Here is a 20787-nt window from a genome sequence, read left to right on the forward strand (position 1 = left end):
ACAGATCCGACGGAACAAGGGGTCGAACGCCACCTCGCCGTTTCCCAGACGTCCGACGCCCCCAGGACCGAGATGCCCGGCTCGGGTACCCCGCCTAGCATCGGACGTGGGCACGTGGGTCCTCGGTCCGTGAGCGCCGTCCTCGCGGGGCCCTTGCGCCCGGCGGGAGAGACCCGTGAACGCAGCCGCCGAGCTCCTGATCGACACTCCGGCCGGTCTCGCGCGCGTCACCGCACCGGCTCCACGCGACGCCTGGTGGGAGTTGGCAGGCAAGGACCAGAACACCAACCCCAGCCAGACTCCACTGTGGCTGGACTGCCTGTGTGCGACAGGCCCGTACCGGGATGCGAGCCGTCTCTACGAGTTCGAGCGCGGCCATCGGCTCGTGCTCCCTCTCGTGAGCAGAAGGCGGCGCCCGCGGATCCTGGGGACAGACGAGTCCTGGCCGGCCCAATGGGGCATCGGAGGACCGGTATGCCCGGAGAGCGTGAGTCCGGCGGAGGCACGCGCGGTATTCACCGATCTCGCGCGCCTGCGGGCGCTTCGGGTCGCTGTGCGGTTGCGGCCGACGGACGAGGCGTTGTGGGGGCACGCCGCCTCCGCCTTCAGTCCCGAGCCGCACATGACGCAGATGGTGGACCTCGACGGCGGCTTCGGTACCGTCTGGGAGCAGCGCTTCGGACGTCGCGTGCGGCGGGAGATCCGGCGTGGCGAGCGCTCGGACGTCGACGTGGAGGTGGATCGTACCGGCCGGCTCGTCCCCGCCTTCTACCACCTGTACCGGAAGTCGATAGTGCGCTGGGCCGCGCAGCAGCACGAACCACTGGCCCTGGCTCGCCTGCGCAGGACGCGGGAGTTCCCCGTGCGGCGGCTGGAAGAGGTGGCCGCCCGGTTCGGCGAGGACTGCGCCATCTGGGTGGCCTGGTGCGGCGGAGAGCCGGCCGCGGCGTGTGTCGTGCTGAGGCACGGTGGGCACGCCAAACTGTGGCGTAGTGCGATGGACCGGGAGCTGGCCCATCCGGTCCGGGCGATTCCCCTGCTCTACCGCCTGGCGATCGAAGAGGCGTGCGACACGGCCTGCCGCACGTTCGACATGGGAGAGTCCGCCCCTGGATCCTCTCTCGCCGAGTTCAAGGCGTCGTTCGGAGCGGAGGCCTTCTCCTCGCCGCGCTACCTCCGGGAGCGGATACCCGTGTCGGCGGCCGATCGACGGCTGCGGACAGCCGTCAAACGTCTGATCCGCTTCGAGGACCCCTGAGGTTCCCTCACTCGCCTGATCTGCTTCCGGGCCACTCGGTTGACCTCCGCCTGATCGTCAACCCCACACATCGACGGGCTCCGCCGCGGCGCTGTGGTCGAGGGGCTTGAGGTCGTAGGCGTCCAGGAGCATGCGCAGCAGCCCGAACTGATTGTTCGGCTGGTCGTCGTCGCCCGGCCGGACGTGCTCACCGACCAGGACGGTGGGGATGTGATTGGGCCCTTGTCCCTCGTCCTCGTCCCAGGTGACGACCAGCAGGCTGTTGTGGGTCATGGCCCAGTCGGCATAGTCGCTGAGATTGTTCCGCAGCCAGGTGTCCCCCTCCCGCACGCTGCCGTCGTGCATGTCGTGTTCGAGGTCCGGGACGACGAAGGACACGGTCGGCAGATTCTTGAAGTCGCGAGGGAAGTCGGTCCACGGGCGGTTGGCGGAAGCTGGAAGGTTGTCGAAGTTCACCCATGGGTTGTGCCGGCGCACGTAGGCGCCGCTGGAGCAGCCGGAGAACCCGACGCGGGGCAGGCTCTGCGCGTAGCCCACGAAGCTCAGATGGTCCTGGCGGAGTTGCGAGCCGAGATTGCGGGCCGTGAGGGCGTGCGGGCAGGAGTCGTCGTCGACGCCCAGGAAGGAGCCTGAGAAGAGCGCCAGGTAGTTGGGCTGGCTCGGATGGGTGAGAGCGTAGAACTGGGTGAGCGAGGCGCCCCGCCGGGCCAGTTGGTTGAGGTACGGGGCCTCCGGGCTCCCTATGACAGCTTCGTACGACTGGTCCTCCTCGATCACCACGACGATGTGGTCCGGACGGGAGACCCCGGAACCGGCCGCCGACTGGCCACAGCCCGCTGTCGTCAGAAGCGTCGCCACCGCCGCCCAGGCGAGGAACTCTCTCGTCGGGCGATGCCCCGACCATGCCCGCGCGCTTCGCGATCGTGGCTTCACCGCTCTCCCTCCGGGCGCCGTTTCGACGCGCTCCGTGTGTGATCGCTACGGGCCGCCACTTGCAGCCATCGAAATTGCCGTCACAATCAGTACTAATACCTCTTATCAGTCGACATCGCGTAGTGATGTGGATCGATGAGCGCGAGTGCCGTCAGCCGGTGCCACCGATGGCCGTTCGCCGGGACACGTAGGCCGGCAGGCCCGGATCCGGAAGGTGCCAGATGCGTCGAGTCAACGCCCCTGTCGGTCGCGGTGGCGAAGTGGCGGATCCTTTCGAGGAGCCGTTGTGCCGCGTGACGGGGATCGTCGTCGGAGCACCGGCTCCCCGGGAGACCACTTCATGGGCAAGCTCCAGACGCTGACGAACGGACGCATGGCTTCCTTCGCAAGCGCTGTGGCGCGGCGGCCGGGCACCGCCGCCGACGAGGGATGTCGCCCGGACAGGACCCCGGCGAGCCAGTGGACGGCGCGCCTCCTCCTTCCGGTGGCGCTCACCATCTGGCTCCTTTCCCTGCGCCATGTGAACCTCACCGGGATGCGCGACTACGGCCTGCTCCAGGTGCTGCCCGTTCTCTTCTGGATCGCCGTCGGCCTGCTCGTCCTCGGCTTCTGCCTGCTTCTGAGCGACCGGCGCACGGCCGGCGGATGGTTCGCGGGCTACGTCCTGGGGCTGATCGCTGTCATCCACGCGACGCCGACACTCCTCTACCCGACGCTGCGCTACAGCTGGGCGTGGAAACACGTCGCGGTGACCGACGCCGTGATCCGCCACCACGGCGAGGTGCCGCATGCGGGCAAGCTCGACATCTACAACCAGTGGCCCGGGTTCTTCGACCTCAACGCGTTCTTCCTGCAGGCCACCGGCCTGCATTCGGCGCTGGGCTACGCGACTTGGACCCCGCCCGTCTTCAATGCCGTCCTGCTCGCCCCCCTGCTGCTGCTCTACCGGACGGTGACGCGCGACCGCCGACTGATCTGGGGGGCGGCGTGGATCTACTACTCGTGCTCCTGGGTGGGGCAGGACTACTTCGCCCCCCAAGCCTTCGCGTTCCTGCTCTTCGTCACGGTAATCGCCCTGGTCATGGGGCAGTTGCCCACCTCGGTGCTCCACCGCACGGGCGACACGCGCTACATCCGTACGGGCGACACGAGATCCGGCGACTTCCGTGCGGGCCGATGGCCCGTCGGCCGGTTCGTGCTGGTCATGGTGCTGTCGGCAGTGATCATCTCCTCACACCCGCTGACACCGCTCATGCTGATCAGCGCCCTCGTGGTGCTCTCACTGCCGCGGCGCAACCGACGCGTCGTGCTGCCCGTCCTGACCGGCGCGGTACTGCTGACCGTTGCCTGGAACGCCACGGTGGCCCGCCCCTACATCTCCCAGAACCTGCACGACTTCCTCGGCTCGCTGCTGAAACCCGATACCAATGTCGTCTCCGGGCTGGCCGCCCTCGGTACCGCTGCCCCGGGGCATGTCGTGGTGGCCTGGGTCGACCGGGGCCTGTCCGCTTCGGTCTTCGTCCTGGCGGCCATCGCCTTCCTGGCCCGTCCGTGGGTCCGCCGCACCGGCCTGGCACTGCTCGTCGTAGCCCCGCTGCCGGTCCTGGCGGCGAACGCGTACGGCGGAGAGATGATCTTTCGCGCGTATCTCTTCGCGCTGCCCGCGGCCTCACTCCTGATCGCGGTCCTCCTCTTCGAGCACGGCACCCGGCCGCGTCTCCAGGTGTTGGCCGCCGGTCCGCTGCTCCTCGCCCTGCTCGGGGGGCTCATGTTCGGCTACTACGGCAAGGAATCGGCGAACTACTTCACGAAGGACGAGGTGGCGGCGGGGCGCTTCGTCGCGGCGACCGCTCCCCCGGGGTCCACGGTCGTGTCCCTGACTTCGGCCGTACCCGGCCTCTACCTGCGCTACGACGAGAACCCACAGGTGGAGTTCGACCAGCAGGACATCGACGACCGGCGGCGCCTGGTCAAGGATCCGGTCAAGGGCCTGGAGGGGTTCCTCCAGCAGGCCAGCCCGCAGCAGCCCGCCTACATCATCCTGAGCCGGGCCCAGGCCGCGGACATCTACCAGACGGGCATCCTGCCCGCCGACCTCATGGACCGCATGAACTCGGCCCTGTCGAAGAACCCGGACTACTTCCCCGTCTACCGCACCAAGGACGCGGTGGTCTACCGGTACCAGGGCACGAAGAGCTGAGGGGTCATGACCTCCCTGCGCTGGGGGCTCGCACTGTCCGGCTGGGTGACCCTCGCGGTGGTCACCCTCCTCCCGGACGCCCTGGTCCTGCGGGGTGTGGTGGCGACGGCCTTCCTGCTCGCCTGCCCCGGCCTGGCGGCCTCCCGGTGGGCCCGTCCGGGTGCCGTACGGGCCTCGGACCGCACGGCACTCCTGGAGACGGGTGTCCTGACGCCGACCCTCAGCGTGTCGATGGCGGTCCTCGTCGTGGAACCGCTGTTCCTGTGGGACGCCTTCACCGTCACCCGGGCGCTGGTCGTGCTGGCCGCCGTCACCTCCGTGCTGACCCTGCTGCCCAGGCGTGGCGGATGGTCGCGCCGGGCGTCGCGAGCCGCCGGGAACCCTGCCCCGAGGGCGGCCGACAGCGGTCGGCCCGAGCCTCCCGCCTCGGAGTGAGACACCAGCGTCCCCTCCGAGCTGCCGCAACACTCCACGTCAGGCGCCACCCGAACAATCCCGTCGCCGTCTTGACGTCTCCCACAAATCGGGTAAAGGTGTAGATATACGTTGTAAACGTATACCGTAGGCCGCGCACTCGGAGATGCATGATCATGTACAACGACCCGATCATCAGTGACCAGCGAGACGCCGAGACACACGGCACCGTCAGTCTGGTCGTGCCTGCCCTCAACGAGGCGCGCAACATCGCGTGGGTCTTCGATCAGATCCCGGCCTGCGTGGACGAGGTGATCCTCGTCGACGGCGACTCCACCGACGCCACGGTCCCCATGGCCCAGCACTGCCTGCCGACCGTGCGCAACGTCCGGCAGAGCGGCCCCGGCAAGGGCAACGCCCTGCGCACGGGCTTCCTCGCGGCCAAGGGCGACTACGTCGTGATGATGGACGCCGACGGCAGCATGTCACCGGCGGAGATCCCCCACTTCGTGCACTTCCTCGACCACGGCTACGACTTCGTCAAGGGTTCAAGGTTCGTCGCGGGCGGCGGCTCGCTCGACATCACCCCCATCCGCAAGATGGGCAACCACGTGCTGCTGCTCGCCGCCAACAAGCTGTACGGCGCGTGCCTGACCGACCTCTGCTACGGCTTCTGCGCCTTCCGGCGCAGCTTCCTCGACCAGCTCGACCTGCACGCCGCCGGATTCGAGATCGAGGCCGAGATGATCGTGCACGCGTTGCGCTCCGGTCTGCGCATAGCCGAGGTCCCCAGCCTGGAACTGCCCCGGCGCAGCGGCTGCTCGAACCTCCACGCCATATCGGACGGGCGCCGGGTGCTGCGCACCCTGCTCTCGGAGCGCCCGGGCGCACGCTCCTCCTCCGCCCGGCACGCCTCCGCGCGCCCCTCCTCCACCCAGCCCGAGCGGAGCGCATCGTGACCGCCGCGGCGGTCCGCTCCTCTATCGTGCGGCCCCCCGTGCCGGTGGTCGACATCGACCTGGCCCGCCCGGGCGAGTTCCGGCTGCCCGGTGACCAGGGTCCGACCCGACCGCGGAGACAGGCCCGCGCACTCGTACGACTGCACGGTCGCCCTCTCGGCATGGTCAGTGCCCGGGACGCCTCCGGACCCGACGGCCTGTGGCGGGCGCTGGCGGACACCGCGAACGTGGAGCTGGCCGAACAGCTCTCCCGCTTCCGCGCTGTGGACCGGGCCGCGCCCTCCTCCGGCGGCGTCCGGCACCCCGCACTCCAGCAGGCACCCGCCATCAGTGTCATCGTGGCCACGCGTGACCGGCCCGAGATGCTGCGCCGCTGCCTGCGGTCGCTGCTGCGCTCGACGTACCCCGAGTTCGAGGTCATCGTCGTCGACAACGCACCGGCCGACGGTACGACCGAGGCCCTGATCCGCCAAGAGTTCGCCGGACGGGTCCGCTACGTCCGCGAACCCGTGGCGGGACTGGCCCGCGCCCACAACACGGGGCTCGTCAGGGCCCGCGGATCCGTCGTCGCGTTCACGGACGACGACACGCTCGTCGACCCCGGATGGCTCCCGGCGCTTGCCGGGACCTTCGCGCGCGACCCACGGATCGCGTGTGTCACCGGGCTGATCGTCCCCGCCGAACTGGAGACCCCGGCCCAGAACGCCCTCGAACGGCAGGGCGGTTTCGCGAAGGGGTATGTGCCTCGCACGTGGTCCCTGTCCGATCCGCCGGGGGACCCGCTGTTCCCGTTCACCGCCGGCCGCTTCGGCTCCGGCGCCAACATGGCGTTCCGTACCGACGCGCTCAGCGCCCTGGGCGGCTTCGACACCGCGACCGGGGCCGGGACCCCCGGCCGCGGCGGTGACGACCTGCTGGCCTTCTTCGAGATCCTGACGGCTGGTCACACACTCGTCTACCAGCCGAGTGCCATCGTCTGGCACTGTCACCGCCGCACGCGCGACGCCGTGGCGGCGCAGGCCTTCGGTTACGGCGCCGGCCTCGGCGCCTACCTCACGGGTGCGCTGCTGCGGCACCCCCGGCGCCTCCCCGCCCTGCTGCGGAGGCTGCCCCGCGGCATCCAGTACGCCCTGACCAGATCGCGCGCCCGCGGCGCCGATCCCGAATCCGGCTGGTCACGGCACCTGGCACTCCTGGAGTTCCGGGGGATGGTCTACGGCCCTTGCGGCTATCTCCGCGGGCGTCTCAACGGCGCCGGCGTCGGAACCCGGTGAGGTGATCGGCTTGTGGACACCACTCCGGTGACCGACTCCGCCGCGAAAGGGGCAGGCATCCGGCGTCGCCCCTTGGTCATGATCCGCGCCGGTGTCGCCGCGGTGCTCCCGGGCGAGCCCGTACTGCGCACGGGACACGTCCTCGCGGTGAGTTCCCTCGTCAACGCGGGTCTCGGATTCTTCTTCTGGACGTTCGCGACGCATTGGTACGACGAACGGACCGTGGGCCTGAGCTATTCGGCGCTCTCCGCGTCCCTCTTGCTCACGGGCATCGGACAGCTCAACCTGAACGACTTCCTGGTGCGGTTCGTCCCGAACGCGGGCCGCCGCAGCCGTCGGATGATTCTCACCTGCTACGCGGCGAGTGTCTCCTTCAGCGTCGTGGTGGCCCTCGTGTTCCTCGCCGTGGTGCCGTTGATCGCACCGAGGCTGAGCTTCCTGCTCACGCCGGTGACGGCGACCTGTTTCGTGGTGGCGACAGCCGGATACGCCGTCTTCGTCCTGCAGGACGGAGCACTCACCGCGGTCCGCATGCCCGGCTGGGTCGTGGGCGAGAACCTGATCTTCGCCATCGTGAAGATACTGCTGCTCGGCCTCGGTGCCGCCCTGGGCTTCTTCTCGGGGATCCTGCTGTCGTGGGCCGGCGCGCTCTTGGTCTCGCTGTTCGTGGCCAACTTCGTCCTGATGGGCCGGGGCATCCCCCGCCACGAGCGGGAGACGACGACCGCGCCGCCACCGCCCCGCATGCTCAAGTACGCCGCCGCCGACTACGTCGGCTCCCTGTTCCGGACGGCCGGGTACACCCTGGTCCCGCTGATCGTGCTGAACAACTGCGGTGCCGAGGAGAGCGCCTTCTACTCGGTCGCCTGGGGCGTCGCCTACGTCCCCTACCTGATCGCCCGCAACATGGGCACGTCGCTCCTCGCGGAGTCCGTACGCGGGCCCGGACGGCTCGTGGAGCACTCTCGGCGCGTGCTGCGCCACTCGGGACTGCTGCTGGGCGCCGTCACCGTCGTCCTGGTCGTCGCGGCCCCGCAGATCCTGTCGATCTTCGGCGCCTCGTACGCCGCCGAGGGAACCACGCTGCTGCGACTGCTGGCCCTGTCGGCGCTGCCGAACCTGCTGCTGAGCGTGGCCATCGACGTGGCCCGGGCGCAGCGGCGGCTGCGCTGGGCGGTGTGGCTCCAAGCGGCGATGTGCGTCCTGGTGCTCGGGCTCACCCATCTGCTGCTGCCGGTGGCAGGCCTCGCGGGCGCCGGCCTCGCCTGGCTCGTCACCCAATGCCTGATCGCCGGCTTCCTGGTCGTGTCCCGGTCCCGCTGGCTCGTCCCCGTCACCGAAGGATCGTCATGAACAGCGCACGCTCCGCCGAACGCACCGTCCCCACCCTGGCGGTGGTCATCTGCGCCTACACCCTCGACCGCTGGGGAGACCTGCGGGCCGCGATCGCGTCGGTGCTGGCCCAGGACCCGCCCGCCGACGAGGTGGTGCTGGTGGTCGACCACAACCGGGCCCTCCTGGAGCGGGCCGAGCGGGAGCTGTCCGGCGTCCGCGTGGTGCCGAACCAGCGGCGCCGCGGTCTCTCAGGGGGTCGCAACACCGGAGTGGCGGTCTCCGAGGCCGACGTGGTGGCCTTCCTCGACGACGACGCCACCGCGGAACCGGGATGGACGGCCCGTCTGCTGGCGCCCTACGGCGACCCGCGGGTGAGGGGTGTCGGCGGTTTCGTCCGGCCGTGGTGGGCCACCGAACGCCCCTTGTGGTTCCCGCCGGAGTTCGACTGGGTCGTGGGCTGCTCCTACCGGGGACAGCCCCTGGAGGCCGCCCACGTACGCAACTTCATCGGCGCCAACATGTCCTTCCGGCGAAGCGAACTGATCGCCGTCGGCGGCTTTCTCGACGCCCTCGGACGCGTGGGCAGCCGTCCGGCGGCAAGCTGCGACGAGACCGACCTGTGTCTGCGGATCGCCGCCCGCGACCCGGAGGCCGTCCTGCTGTACGAGCCGAGGGCCGAGATACGACACCGGGTCCCGGCGTCCCGTACGACTTGGGGGTACTTCCGCAACCGCTGCTACATCGAGGGGCTGTCCAAGGCGCTGGTGGCGCGGCGCTGCGGCAGCGGACCGGCGCTGGCCAACGAACGCGTGTACGTGCGGTCGGTCATCCCGCGTGCCCTCGCCCGCAACCTCACCCGGATCCGCCGTCCCGGCGCGCTGCGCACGATCGCGGCGCTGTCCGGGGGTGTCGGCGCGACCGTCACCGGCTATCTCGTCGGGTCGATCCGTCCCCTGGGCTCGCGGGACTCCTCGCTCCGTCCGCGAGGAGCGGCGGAGCCGACGACGCTGGCCCGGGCATGACACCGCGCCGACGACGACGGCCCGGGCATGAGCACGGCACCGACGACGAAGGCCCGGTCATGAACGTCGTCCCCGTCTTCCTCTATCACGCGGTGTCGGACGACTCACCGTCGTGGCTCGCGCAGTTCACGGTCAGCCCCCGCACGTTCGTGGAGCACCTGGACATGATCGCGGACAGCGGGCTGCGCGTGATCCCCCTGCGCAGGCTGGTCGCGGCACTGCTCGGCGGCTCCCCGGTGCCACGACGCTCGGCGGTGCTGACCTTCGACGACGGATACGCGGACTTCGCCACCACGGTGGCTCCGCTGCTCGCCGCGCGGGCACTGCCCTCGACCCTGTACGTGACCACGGGTGCCCTGCGTCCCTCGGAGAGCATGCCGTTCCCGTCCGCGGCGACGCTGACCTGGTCCCAGGTCAGGGAGTTGGACGCGGCCGGGGTCGAGATCGGCGGGCACACCGAGACGCATCCGCAACTGGACACGCTGCCCCGGACCCGGGTGCGGGAGGAGGTGGCCGGCTGCAAGCGGCGGCTCGAGGACGAACTCGGGCACCCCGTCGACTCGTTCGCCTACCCGCACGGCTACTCCAGCCGCTCCGTGCGCGCGTCGGTGCGGGAGGCGGGCTGGACGTCGGCCGCCGCCATCCGGGCGGCCTCGGCGTTCAGTTCGGAGCGGGACGACCCCCTGCGGTTCGCCCGGCTCATGGTCCAGGCCGACATGGGCCGGGACCGCTTCGCGAACTGGACGAGCGGCACGGGAGCCCCCGTGGCACCGTTCTCCGAAGGGCTTCGGACCAGGGGCTGGCGGGCCTACCGCCGGGCGAGAGCGGTGGCCGGGTTGCCGTACCGGGCGATACCCGCCTGATCCACCGGCCCACAGCAGAACTACCGGGACCGGAAGGCCCCCTGACGGTGCGTCAATGCTGCCAGACCCGGACCCAGTCCACGAGCATCCGCGCCGAGTCGGTGCCCGGGGGCGGGGTGTAGGGGAGGCCGACGGCCAGGTTGAGGATGACCTCCATGGGCTCGTGGGGGATGCGCTCGGGCTCGCTCACCCGGAAGCGTTCGATGCCGTCCACGTACCAGACGAGGCGGTCCTTCTCCCAGAGCAGCCCGAAGACGTGATAGCCGTCGGGAAAGCCGTCCGAGGTGAAGGTCCCCCGCTGCTTCCTCTCCTCACCGTCGGCGTTCCGCCAGTGCACGAACATCGACAGCGTGCGCGGCGTGCCGAGGAACTCCATGATGTCGATCTCGGGCGGGGTGTAGCGGCTCGCGGGCATCATCCAGAACTCGGGTGCCATCCCGCCCTCGGACGGGATGCGGATCGCCGCCTCGAAGTAGCCGTAGGTGAAGGTCTTCCGGGGCTGGGCGTACCAGTTGTCCCGGCCGGTGGAGATCATGCCGGACACCCAGGGGTAGACCTTGCCGTCGCTGCCGCGGACGGAGCGGCGCTCGGCGTCGAGGCTCACCTTGCCCCCGCTCACGGTGACCTGACCGGGCTGGTACCACTCCAGTTCGTGGTTGGTGCTGATGGTGCAGCCGCGGTCGTTCCAGTCGTAACACGTGGCCCAGCGGTTCTTGTCGAGGCGTGAGCCGTCGAAGTCGTCGTGGAAGACGAGCCGCCAGTCGCCCTGTGCCGGGGGCCGGGGCGTCGTCGTCCCGGAGGTGGTCCCGGGCGCGGGCCCGCCGCCACCGCATGCCACCAGCAGCAGCATGAGCGCGCCGAGCAGCACACCTCGCGCGTTCATCGGCGGGTACGTGTCCCTGCCGCGACGGAGCGGGCCACCCGGCGCGCGGCGAATTGCGTGCCCGCGACGAACCTCAGGACGGGACCGAAGGTGGGGGCGGCGGCCAGTCCGGTGAAGAACAGGCCGGGCACGGAGGACTCGAACCCGGACGACAGCCTCGGTGCGCCGTGGACCGTCCATATCTCCCGCCGGAGCCGGGGTGCCAGCAGTCGCAGCCGGTCGACGTCCACCCGGTATCCGGTGGCCAGCAGCAGATGGCCGGCCCGCAGCACCCTCGTCCCCGCGTCGGCGTCCACGAGGTCGAGGCGCACCATGCCGTCCTCGGCCTCCGAGGAGCGGACCGTACGGCCGCACAGGACGGGGATGTCCTCCATGCGGGGCCGCAGCCACCAGCCCCCGGACGGTCCGAGCACGTCGTGCACCAGCCGCGCCCGCAGGCCCGGCGGCAGATGGCGGATGGCACCGCCGCCGTGGCAGCACGCCAGCAGCGACCAGCCCGGTCCGAGCGGCGAACCCGGCTTCAGCATCCGTACCGGACGCGGCCGGTCGGACGGCCGGTCCGTGGCGGGCGGGCTGCCGAACGCGACGGCCGGCGCGCGTGCGATCACGGTGGGGAGGGCCCCGGCCTCGTGCAGCAGAGCGGCGCTCTCCAGGGCCGACTGACCCGCTCCGAGGACGGCGACCCGCTGCCCGGAGAACCGGGAGAGATCACGGTGCCGACTGGTGTGGGAGACCAGTTCTGCGGGGAGCCGGCCGGCCAGTTCCGCGGGTTCGTGGGCGAAGGGGACCTGCCCGGTGGCCATCACCACGTTCTCGGCGAGGAACTCCTCCCCGGAGTCCAGGGTGACGCCGAACAGCCCGTCCACATGCTCGACGCCACGGACGATCCGGCGCTCCAGTTCCGGCACGCGGCGCTCCTGGAACCATCGCCCGTACGCGATCATCTCGTCGATGGGGATGGGGTACCGGTCGCCCACCGGTCCCAGTCCCCGCGCCGCCCGGAAGTCCTCCAGCCGGTATCCGGACTCCGGCGCGGAGATGGAGGAGGCGGCGGGGACGGACTTCAGATACATGCCCATGGGCATGTTGGTGTGCCAGGACTCCATGGGTTCGCCGAACACCCTCCGCGCCGTCCCCGACGCGCTCAGCCAGGCGGCCGTGGCGAGCCCGTAGGGGCCCGCCCCGATGACGACCGTGGGCGCCGGCGCCGTCACAGCCGTGCACCGGCCCAGCGGGCGCATTCGTCGAGCACGGGTGCCACCGTGTGGGTGATCCACCCGTAGCTCTGGCCGAACCTCGGCGATTTGCGCACGTTGTTCGCCACATGCCACAGCCAGCTCAGGAGGGGGATCGCCACCGGGTCGGCGACGTCGCGGTCCGGGTCGAGGCCGGCCACCGCGAGCAGGGCGCGGTCGGCGTCCGGTACCCGGCCGGCGCGCAGCGTCTCGGCGACGAGGCCGCCCAGCGGACGCCCGGTGAGGGTGCTGCGCAGGGCCACCGCAAAGGTGTACGCGTCGATCTCGCAGGGCCCGTCGACGCGGCCGCTGCTCCAGTCGAAGACGCCGGTGACCTGGAGGGGGACGCGGCCGAGCAGCACATTGCCGGGGTGGTAGTCGCCATGGGTCCAGCCCTCGGTCAGCTCGGCACCGGCCAGGGCGGCGTCCAGCCGGTGGCGCAGCGCCTCGAACGCGGCGGCCCGCCTGCCGGAGCGGTAGCGGGGCATCCCGGACGACAGCGCCGTGAGCTGCGACTCGCACCAGGCCGGGATCCGGTCGGCCGCCGCACGGGGTCGCCCGGTGGCGGCCCGCAGTTCCGCCAGCAGGCGCAGGGCGGGGGCCACGATCGCGGGGGCGTCCTCGGGCGTGTCCAGGATCAGCCGCTCCGCCGGGACGCCCGGGAGCGTGTTCTGGGCGAAGGTCCCCTGGGGCCCGGGCGAACCGACGACCCGGGGCAGGAGGGCACGCCAGGGAGCGAGCCGGCTGTCGGCGTCGAGCTCCTGGAGGACCTCCCGCTCCCGCGCCGTGACGGCGGCCCCCGCCTCGTTCCTGGGGTGTTTGACGACCAGGCTTCCCGTGCCGCGCCGCAGCTCGAACATCAGGAGACCCGCCTCGGGCAGCGAGGGCCGCCGGACGACGGTGATGTCCCTGGGGCCGGCGCCGCGTACGAGCCAGTGGGCCCGGAGGCGGTCGTCGAGGCCGGCCAGCGCCCGCGGGAAGTAGAGGGGCAGCAAACCGGAGAGCGAGGACATCTTGGCGGGTGTCTTCATACCAGACCTCGCCGGGCCGTCGTCGGCACGACCCTCGGTTGCCGGGGATAATGGATACGGCGATCTGTCACATATAAGTAGATCTGCAAGCTTCATCCATATTAGTTCCTTTCGGGAGAAGCTTCCCGGAGAGGGGCGGGTGGTCTTCTTGCTCGACGACGAGGTGCCCGTCCTCCTCGCCCGGATCGGCAACTATCCGCTGCACCACGGCAGTCTGGGCGTGGTGCGCACGGTCGGGCGGCTGGGCGTCCCGGTCCACGCCGTCGTCGAGGACCGCTTCACCCCGGTCGCCCTCTCGCGCCACCTCACCAGCGGGTTCGTATGGCCGACGACCGGTCGTGAGGAACCGCTGGGGCTGGCGGAGGGCCTGCTGTCGATCGGCCGCAGGATCGGGGGCCGGTGTGTGGCGGTGCCGACGGACGACGAGGCGGCGATCGTGCTCGCGGAGTACGCGCACCTGCTGAAGGAGTGCTTCCTGATTCCGCCCGTACCGGCCCATCTGCCGCGGCTGCTGGCCTGCAAGGCGAGCCTGCACCGGATCTGCGAGGAGGTCGGCGTCCCCTCGCCGCGGTCACGGGCGCCGACGAGCCGTGACGAGCTGGTCGACGCGGGCCACGCACTCGGATATCCACTGGTGCTCAAGAACCTGGCGCCGTTCAGCCGGCTCCGCACCCCGGCCGTCAGCGGCACCACCACCGTGGTGCCCGACGAGCGGGCGCTCCTCGACCGCTTCCCGGGGGCCGCGCCGCCGCCCGTCCTCGTGCAGGAGTACATCCCCAGGCAGCAGGCGGAGGACTGGATCACCCACATCTACGCCGGTGCGGACGGCGTGCCGCGCGCGCTGTTCACCGGCTTGAAACTGCGCTCCTGGCCTCCGTACGCGGGCATGACCGCCCGCGCGGTGGCGTTGCGCAACCCCGAACTGGCCGGGCTCGCGGAGCGGCTGTGCCGCCGCGTCGGATACAGCGGACTCGCGGACCTCGACTGGCGCTACGACCGCCGCGACGGGCAGTACAAGCTCGTCGACTTCAACCCGCGCACCGGCGCCCAGTTCCGCCTGTTCGAGAACGTCCACGGCGTGGACGTCGTCCGCGCCATGCATCTGGACCTGACCGGCCGGACGGTGCCGGAGGGCGCACAGGTCGAGGGGCGGGTCTTCGTCGCCGGTCAGCTGGACTTCGCGTCGGTGGCGGCGTGGCTGCGCCGCGAGCGCCGGCTGCCGCCCGACCTCCGGAGCGAGCGGCCCACCGAGCGGGCCTGGCTGTGCCGGGACGATCCCCTGCCGGCCGCGGCCGAGGCGATCCGGTTCACGACGCTGGTGACGTGGCGTCTGCTGCGGCTGGGGCGGTCCGGTCCGGCGGGGTGCCACTGACCGGACGTACGTCGCGCCCGGGCGCGACGGTGGAGTGCGTGCCCGGCGTGACGGTGAAGTCGGCGCCGCCGGACCTCACATCAGTGCTGCCAGACCCTCACGTAGTCGACCTTCATGTCGGCGGGAGCCACGTTGGTTCCGCTGTGATCGGGATTGATTCCGTTGTTGAGGATCAGGTACATCGGGGAGGACGTGATCCCGGAGGTGATCTGACCGACCTGCTTTCCGTCGTAGTAGTACGTGACGGAGCCCTGCTTCCATTCGGCGCCGAACGTGTGCCAGCCACCGGAGTAATTGCCGGAGGCACAGCCTCCGGGGCCACCCGCCGTGGAATGGAAGTGATAACAGGCGGAGCCGCCCAGGCCTTCCATGACGTCCAGCTCGCCGTCCGTCGGCCAGTTCTGCCCGTCCACCCAGAACTGCGGCCAGTTGGCCATCTGCGACCCGGACGAAGGCGTGTAGATACGGGACTCGAAAGCGCCGTAGGTGAACTGGGCCTTGCCGTTACTGTTCACCAGACCGGAGACGTACGGGTACGTCTTGCCGTCGACGGTGGTCGACTGCTGCTTGAGATTCAGGTGCAGGGATCCATCGGCGACAGTGACCTGCGACGGGGAATAGGCGGACGCCTCGGCGGAGTTCACCGGCTTGGTGGCACACCCGGAACAGCCGAACCAGTTCGCGTTCCACTTGGAGGTGTCGAGTGCGGTGCCGTTGAATTCGTCGCTGAACACCTGATGCCAGGTGCCGCCGATACCGGCGGGCATCGCCGCACCCGTGGACGGCGCCGAGGAGGTCGCACTGGGGGTCGGCGTCGAAGCCGGGGTCGACGCGGGTGCCGACGCCGGGGTGGACGGCGGAGTCGAGGTCGGAGTCGAGGCCGGGGTCGACGCGGGCGTGGACGTCGGTACCGGTGCGGCGGTGGACGGCGGCGTCACAGTAGGGGCCGCGGTGGACGGCGGCGTCGCGGTCGGCGTCGCGGAGGAACCGGTACCGGCCGAGGTGCCCGAGGTGAAGGACTTCACCGGAGAGACGCTGTGCCAGCGGTCGTGGAACTTGTACGCCACGTAATACGTGTAGGTGCCGGCCGGGAATGAGCGGGAGCCCGAAGTGAAAGCGGTGGGCCGCGTTCCCAGAGTGGCCGCGGTGGCGCCGGGGAAGTCGTACTTGCCGCCGTCGGCGGACCGTACGGCGACGGTCAGTGCCTGCAGTTTGATCGTTTTGGCGCTGTGGACCGCGGCAGTGGCTTTGGACTGTCCGTTCGAGGCGGCCGAGACGGAAAGGGAATCGACCACGACGCCGGGAGTCGACGCCTCCGCTTGGCCCGTTTGCGTAAGGACGCCTCCGGCGACCGCGGAAGTGGCGACCGCGAGCGCACCCAATTTCATTCGCATGGTGCGAGGACGACGGTGTTTAGCAATATCAGTTGTGCGATTCATTGGCATGTACGCGTGACCTTTCGCCCCCATGCGACACAGGTGTGCCACGCAAAACCGGTGGGCAATGGCGGACTGAACGGTGATGGACTCTGCGGGAGGTGAACCGGATCCGCAAGTACCTGACCACCCCCGGAGCACCCCATTCCTCAGGGGAAATTCATGTCCCGCACTGGAGTTGACCGGGTCGGGCCCGGTCCAGTGATGTCCGACACGTGACGGGGCAATTCGGTCATACACTCCAAATCGCATGCCATCGGCCCCAGTCGGCAGCCATCGGCCCCAGTCGCCCGGACGTCGGGCGCCGACGGGGACACCACGGCGGACCGCGTCACCGACGGCGCGCGCCGGGCCACTGTCAGTGGCGGGTGGCAGCATCGGATTCATGACCGAGACCACGACCTTCGCCTGGCGGCCCTTCCTGCTCACCTGGAGCGGGGAGTGGGCGGATTCCCTGCCAGAGGACGAGACACGGGACGAGGGCGACGCGAGCGCCCGGCAGGCGCGCTGGCTGGGATTCCCGCCCGCGCCCGAGGACCGGATCGAGGCCATGGAGGAGCGCCTGGGCCGGCGCCTGCCCCCGTCGTACAGGGAGTTCCTCAAGGTCACCGACGGCTGGCGGCACGCGGGCGGGTTCGTGTGGCTGCTGGCCGGGACGCAGGACGCCGACTGGCACGACGACGCCTCGGGACTCGGGGCGTCGTTCGAGGAGTATCTGGACGAGGACGCCGGGCCCGAGGAGCGGCGGGAGGCGGACATCTGGCGGCGCGGACTGCAGCTCGACGTGGAGTCGGACGCCACGTACGTCCTCATGGATCCCGAGGACGTGGACGAGGACGGCGAGTGGGCCGTGTACACGTGGGCGAGCTGGCGCGCCGAGGCACCCGAACGGCACGCGAGTTTCCTGGAGTTCATGCGGGACATGCACCGGGAGTTCCACAGTCTGCGGGCACACGGCCGCGACGGCGAGCCGGCGTTCGTCAACGGCACGACACGGGAGCAGGACGCCCGGGTGGCCGAGGCCCGGCTGGAGGCGCTGGGCGGCGGCTGGGAGCGGGCCGTTGCGCTCCTCGACGAGGCCAGGAGTTACGGCAGGCCCGGGGCCGCAGGCCTGGGTGACCAGATACGGCGTCTGCTGGGCCAGACCTACATGGTGTATTTCGAGGACCTGGTGACGGACCCTCGGTACGCGCCCGATCTCCTGCCGCCGCTGGTCGCCGAACACGCGGCGAACTCGAATGGGGACGACTCCACGCTGAAGTTCCACCTGCGGGGTGCGGACGACGACCTGGTGTCACTGGCCTTCGCGACGCTGGATCAGGTGAGGGGCGGCGCCTATCGGTACGCACCGGGCGGACCGTTCGGGGAGGCGGTCGAGCGGGCGCGGGAGACGGCGCGGTGGGGGGACACGGACGGGGCGTGGCGGACGCTGAGGGACGCCGTGCCCCTGTGGGAACCGCTGGGACCCCACCACCTGGCACCGCTGGGGTGGGTGGCCGACCCCGTGCTCGGCCCGCTGCTGACCCCGGAGCGGGGCCGAGAACTGCTGTCCACCCCGAGGGGAGGGCGGTCCGGTGAGGTGCCGGAGCCGACGCCCGGCCTCGACCCGGGCGGGCTGGCCTGGCTCGCGGAACCGGAGCCGGGCGACAACGGCAGGTCCTATCGGTTCGTCCTGGTGGAGGGCGTGGAGCCACAGGAACTGCCCGGACGTCTCGCGGACGACAGCTCCGGGCTCGACGATCCCAAGACCCGCTGGGAGGCACGGAGCGGATCGCTGCGCGGCAGGCGGGAGTTCTCCTCCTACGGGGACGAGGCCCTCGTGGCGGTCGGCCGGGCCGGCGACGGCTGGAGCTTCGCCTACGACGGCCACCCCGCCCCCTTCGGCAGGCAGCGGTTCGTGTCGCCGGCGGCGCGCGCGGGCACGGCCTCCCGCGCGGTAGTGGTGTGGAGCGGCCTCGGGACGCGGCACGGGGAGCCGTTCTTCCACCTCTCGGTGGCGTGGGACGGCGCCGAACAGTACGCGTTCACGTACGCGGGCGGGGAGGTCCGGCGGAGCGGGGAGATACCGGAGTCGCTGGATCCCGACCGGTTCTTCGGCGGACCGGAGGACAGCCACGAGGCGGAGCGGCGGCTGCTCGAAGCGGTGGGCGCGGAGTTCGGGGTCCATCTGCCGCGTCACGCGATCCGGAGCGGGCGGCTGCACTCGTTCACCACACGCTCGTGGACCCGGCCTCCCGGGGAGGGAGAGACGTACATGACGATCTGGGTGGATGCGGGAGCCCCACTCCCTGCGGCCGTCGAACCGACGGGAGACCACATACCGGGGAGCGAGTAGCGGGCGGCCGGGCCGAAGGCTCCGGGCACTCCCCCGGCCCGGCCGGGCCACCCCCCGGCCCGGCCACCCCCCGGATCGGGTCCCGCCCATGGACGGGACCCGGCGGCTCACGATCGGCTCGGCCGGTGCGGCCAGGGCCTGTCCGACAATGCGCGTCGTCGCCCGAAGGGCGGGCCCTAGCGCGGGGCGGGGCCGTGGTGCGGAGGGGCGAGCGGGTCGCCGGCCTCGGCGGCCACCTCGGCGATCCAGGCCATGACCTCGGGCACGTCGTAGTTGCCGGCGTGCGGCTGGTTCCAGGCGAGCCGGTAGTCGACGTTCTTGACCTGCTTGTCCGCCTCCAGCGCCCGGTCCAGGTTGACCGAGATGATGAAGGAGGTGTCCCGGTCGCGGGTGCCGTTGCGGACGTACCAGTTCGGCGCGGTGTCGGCGCTCGTGCCGACGAAGTCCATGGGGTCGATCAGATGGATCTGGTCGTCGAGGGTCGTGCTCTTCTTACCGGTGTACTGGTCCCAGGTCAGCCCGGTGTCGTCGATGCCGCTGCCGTCGCCGGCGACGTCGTTGTGGTTCCAGCTCCACTCGGTGTAGTTCATGTACGTCTGGGTGTACGGGCCGAAGAGGTTGGTCTCGGTCCCGCTGGTGGTGTTCCCGTGCACGCCGACGGCGTCGAAGGCGGGCGTCGTCTTCAGCTTGGCCTGAGTGGCGACGAACGCCAGGTACTTCGCCATGTCGACCGACAGCACCTTGTCCGCCGCGTTGTCGACGTCGATCCAGTCGTTCACGTACGACTTCGTGGTCGTCCCGCCCGGCCCGCCGGAGGTGATGTCGAAGGTGGCTCCGAGCGCCGGAACGGTGTTGGCCGGGTCGGCCTTCATGTAGGTCTCCGCGGAGCGGATCACCTCCTTCTTGATCGTGTCGAGCATGTCGTCGGCGGTGAGCCTGGAACCGTCGGGGTTGCGGAGCTTGAGGCTCTTCTCGTACGCGGGGAACCCGGCCGCGATCTCGGCGGCGTCCTCGGGCGTGGCGTTCGAGCCGGTCGCGTCGCGGGTGCCAAGGACGTTGTAGAGCCATTCGTAGGCCGTGTCGGCGTTGCCGAGGTCGGTGATCGGGCAGTACGCGTCGACCGCGAACACGTCGTCGCGCAGGGTGCTGCGGCCCTTGGAGTCGATGCCCGCGGCGCCGATCGCGGCGAGGTAGGAGTCGTACTCGGCGCTGTTGCCCGAGGCGCCCAGGATCGAGGACAGCGCGCCGCCACCGCTCGTGCCGTTGACGACGATCCGCTCGGCGCTGCCGGGCATGACGGCGTCGTTGAGGCGGAGGTAGCGGACCGCGGCCTTGGCGTCGACCACCGCGGCGGGGGCCTTGCCCGGCGAGGACCCGTCGGCGCCGACCAGGCCTCGGCTGCGGTTGGCGACGTCCACGAAGACGTACCCGGCCTTCAGCGCCGCGCCGACGTTGCTCGTCGCGCTGTTGTAGGACGCGCCGTCGGCGACGCTCGCCCGGATGTAACTGGCCATCCAGCCGGCGTTGTTCACCGCGAAGTAGACCGGCGCGCGCTGGTCGTCGAAGGCGCTCTCGGGCACGAAGACGTTCATGCTCTCGTAGCCGCAGCGCGTGTTCGCGATGGTGGTGGTGCCGTTGATGCCGGACTGCTGCGCGGCCGCGGCGACCGGGGCGGCGACGTAGCAGAGTTCCTTGTAGGAGCGGACTTTGACCGGCTGCCCGTCGACGGTCACGGTGAGCGTCGTGTAGGCGGCGGCGTCGAAGGCCAGAGCGGCGTCCTCCGGGTCCACGACGTGTGCGTGCGACGCGGGGTGCCCCTGGGCGGCCACCGCGGACGAGGGCATCGCGAGCGCCGTCAGGGCGAGTGAGCCCGCTATCGCCATGCCCCGCACACGACGCCCGCGGCCGGGGGCGCGTCCTTCCGCTTCACCCGCCGGGCGGGCGGAGCCTGCTCGACCGGAGGATTCCGAGAGCGACTGCATGGGGTCTCCTCTTGTTGCGTATCGAGTGATCCACTGACACCTCGGGCCCAAGGCGTCACGCACGCTACAAGATTGTTAACAAAATACCCAGCAATTTTGCGAACATTTCGCGCCATCCGGCGGCCGCCCCACGGCACGCCTCCGCCGCGACGGGGGTGCGGGACGGCGATAGGGCCCGTTCGCACTTACCGGCGACGCCTCCTGGCGGTCACCATGGGAGAGGCTGTTTGGCCAGCTATGACCTGAATGAGCTGA

At 70.7% G+C, this 20787-nt stretch carries 17 protein-coding genes; 11 read left to right on the plus strand and 6 right to left on the minus strand.

The features are described from left to right. Positions 1–175 precede the first annotated feature (175 nt). Complete coding sequence (locus tag ACFRIC_RS18815; protein ID WP_382786940.1) at positions 176–1258, plus strand: GNAT family N-acetyltransferase; 1083 nt, start codon at positions 176–178, stop codon at positions 1256–1258. 57 nt (positions 1259–1315) lie between these two features. Here the strand turns inward: ACFRIC_RS18815 and ACFRIC_RS18820 are convergent, their stop codons facing one another. Beyond that, positions 1316–2116 (minus strand): alkaline phosphatase family protein, encoded by an 801-nt coding sequence (locus ACFRIC_RS18820; RefSeq protein WP_382786943.1) that lies wholly within the window; start codon positions 2114–2116, stop codon positions 1316–1318. A gap of 448 nt (positions 2117–2564) precedes the next feature. Between ACFRIC_RS18820 and ACFRIC_RS18825 the strand changes: the two genes are divergently transcribed. The 7 genes from ACFRIC_RS18825 to ACFRIC_RS18855 all read left to right on the plus strand — a co-directional run bounded on the left by ACFRIC_RS18825 (position 2565) and on the right by ACFRIC_RS18855 (position 10258). Further along, positions 2565–4391 carry a glycosyltransferase gene (locus tag ACFRIC_RS18825; RefSeq protein WP_382786946.1) on the plus strand — a complete coding sequence of 609 codons (1827 nt, stop codon included), beginning with the start codon at positions 2565–2567 and terminating at the stop codon, positions 4389–4391. A gap of 6 nt (positions 4392–4397) precedes the next feature. Further along, positions 4398–4826, plus strand: coding sequence for a hypothetical protein (locus ACFRIC_RS18830; protein ID WP_382786949.1), 429 nt, complete (start codon positions 4398–4400; stop codon positions 4824–4826). A gap of 149 nt (positions 4827–4975) precedes the next feature. Then, positions 4976–5764, plus strand: coding sequence for a glycosyltransferase family 2 protein (locus ACFRIC_RS18835; protein WP_382786952.1), 789 nt, complete (start codon positions 4976–4978; stop codon positions 5762–5764). 38 nt (positions 5765–5802) lie between these two features. Further along, a complete protein-coding gene (locus tag ACFRIC_RS18840) occupies positions 5803–7038 on the plus strand; it encodes a glycosyltransferase (RefSeq protein ID WP_382786956.1) in 1236 nt (411 codons plus the stop codon). 12 nt (positions 7039–7050) lie between these two features. Next, complete coding sequence (locus ACFRIC_RS18845; RefSeq protein WP_382786959.1) at positions 7051–8391, plus strand: lipopolysaccharide biosynthesis protein; 1341 nt, start codon at positions 7051–7053, stop codon at positions 8389–8391. After that, positions 8388–9395 (plus strand): glycosyltransferase family 2 protein, encoded by a 1008-nt coding sequence (locus ACFRIC_RS18850; protein ID WP_382786963.1) that lies wholly within the window; start codon positions 8388–8390, stop codon positions 9393–9395. Before ACFRIC_RS18845 ends, ACFRIC_RS18850 begins: the two co-directional genes overlap by 4 nt. A 59-nt stretch (positions 9396–9454) precedes the next feature. Beyond that, the gene (locus tag ACFRIC_RS18855; RefSeq protein WP_382786966.1) at positions 9455–10258 is read left to right on the plus strand and encodes a polysaccharide deacetylase family protein; all 804 of its coding nucleotides are present in this window, start codon (positions 9455–9457) and stop codon (positions 10256–10258) included. Between the two features lie 52 nt (positions 10259–10310). Here the strand turns inward: ACFRIC_RS18855 and ACFRIC_RS18860 are convergent, their stop codons facing one another. The 3 genes from ACFRIC_RS18860 to ACFRIC_RS18870 are packed head-to-tail and all read right to left on the minus strand — an operon-like array spanning position 10311 to position 13407. After that, on the minus strand, positions 10311–11141 hold the full coding sequence (locus ACFRIC_RS18860) for a family 16 glycosylhydrolase (protein ID WP_382786968.1): 831 nt from the start codon (positions 11139–11141) through the stop codon (positions 10311–10313). Further along, the gene (locus ACFRIC_RS18865) at positions 11138–12355 is read right to left on the minus strand and encodes an NAD(P)-binding domain-containing protein (protein ID WP_382786970.1); all 1218 of its coding nucleotides are present in this window, start codon (positions 12353–12355) and stop codon (positions 11138–11140) included. Before ACFRIC_RS18865 ends, ACFRIC_RS18860 begins: the two co-directional genes overlap by 4 nt. After that, on the minus strand, positions 12352–13407 hold the full coding sequence (locus ACFRIC_RS18870) for a phosphotransferase family protein (RefSeq protein ID WP_382786973.1): 1056 nt from the start codon (positions 13405–13407) through the stop codon (positions 12352–12354). Before ACFRIC_RS18870 ends, ACFRIC_RS18865 begins: the two co-directional genes overlap by 4 nt. Positions 13408–13546: 139 nt before the next feature. On the opposite strand from ACFRIC_RS18870, the gene ACFRIC_RS18875 reads away from it, so the two are divergent. After that, positions 13547–14779, plus strand: a complete 1233-nt coding sequence (locus tag ACFRIC_RS18875) for an ATP-grasp domain-containing protein (protein WP_382786975.1) — start codon at positions 13547–13549, stop codon at positions 14777–14779. 80 nt (positions 14780–14859) lie between these two features. On the opposite strand, the gene ACFRIC_RS18880 is transcribed toward ACFRIC_RS18875, so the two are convergent. Next, positions 14860–15546 carry a family 16 glycosylhydrolase gene (locus ACFRIC_RS18880; protein ID WP_382786978.1) on the minus strand — a complete coding sequence of 229 codons (687 nt, stop codon included), beginning with the start codon at positions 15544–15546 and terminating at the stop codon, positions 14860–14862. On the opposite strand from ACFRIC_RS18880, the gene ACFRIC_RS18885 reads away from it, so the two are divergent. Both ACFRIC_RS18885 and ACFRIC_RS18890 read left to right on the plus strand, forming a co-directional pair. Beyond that, positions 15524–15850: a hypothetical protein gene (locus tag ACFRIC_RS18885; protein ID WP_382786981.1), complete on the plus strand. Its 327-nt coding sequence runs from the start codon at positions 15524–15526 to the stop codon at positions 15848–15850. The two genes, ACFRIC_RS18880 and ACFRIC_RS18885, sit on opposite strands and share 23 nt — an antisense overlap. 750 nt (positions 15851–16600) lie before the next feature. Continuing rightward, complete coding sequence (locus tag ACFRIC_RS18890; protein WP_382786984.1) at positions 16601–18550, plus strand: SMI1/KNR4 family protein; 1950 nt, start codon at positions 16601–16603, stop codon at positions 18548–18550. Positions 18551–18726: 176 nt separating this feature from the next. Here ACFRIC_RS18890 and ACFRIC_RS18895 read toward each other — a convergent pair whose 3' ends face one another. Further along, positions 18727–20433, minus strand: coding sequence for a subtype B tannase (locus ACFRIC_RS18895; protein ID WP_382786987.1), 1707 nt, complete (start codon positions 20431–20433; stop codon positions 18727–18729). Positions 20434–20787 lie beyond the last annotated feature (354 nt).

This window comes from Streptomyces sp. NPDC056738 (assembly GCF_042790435.1).
Taxonomy (GTDB): domain Bacteria; phylum Actinomycetota; class Actinomycetes; order Streptomycetales; family Streptomycetaceae; genus Streptomyces.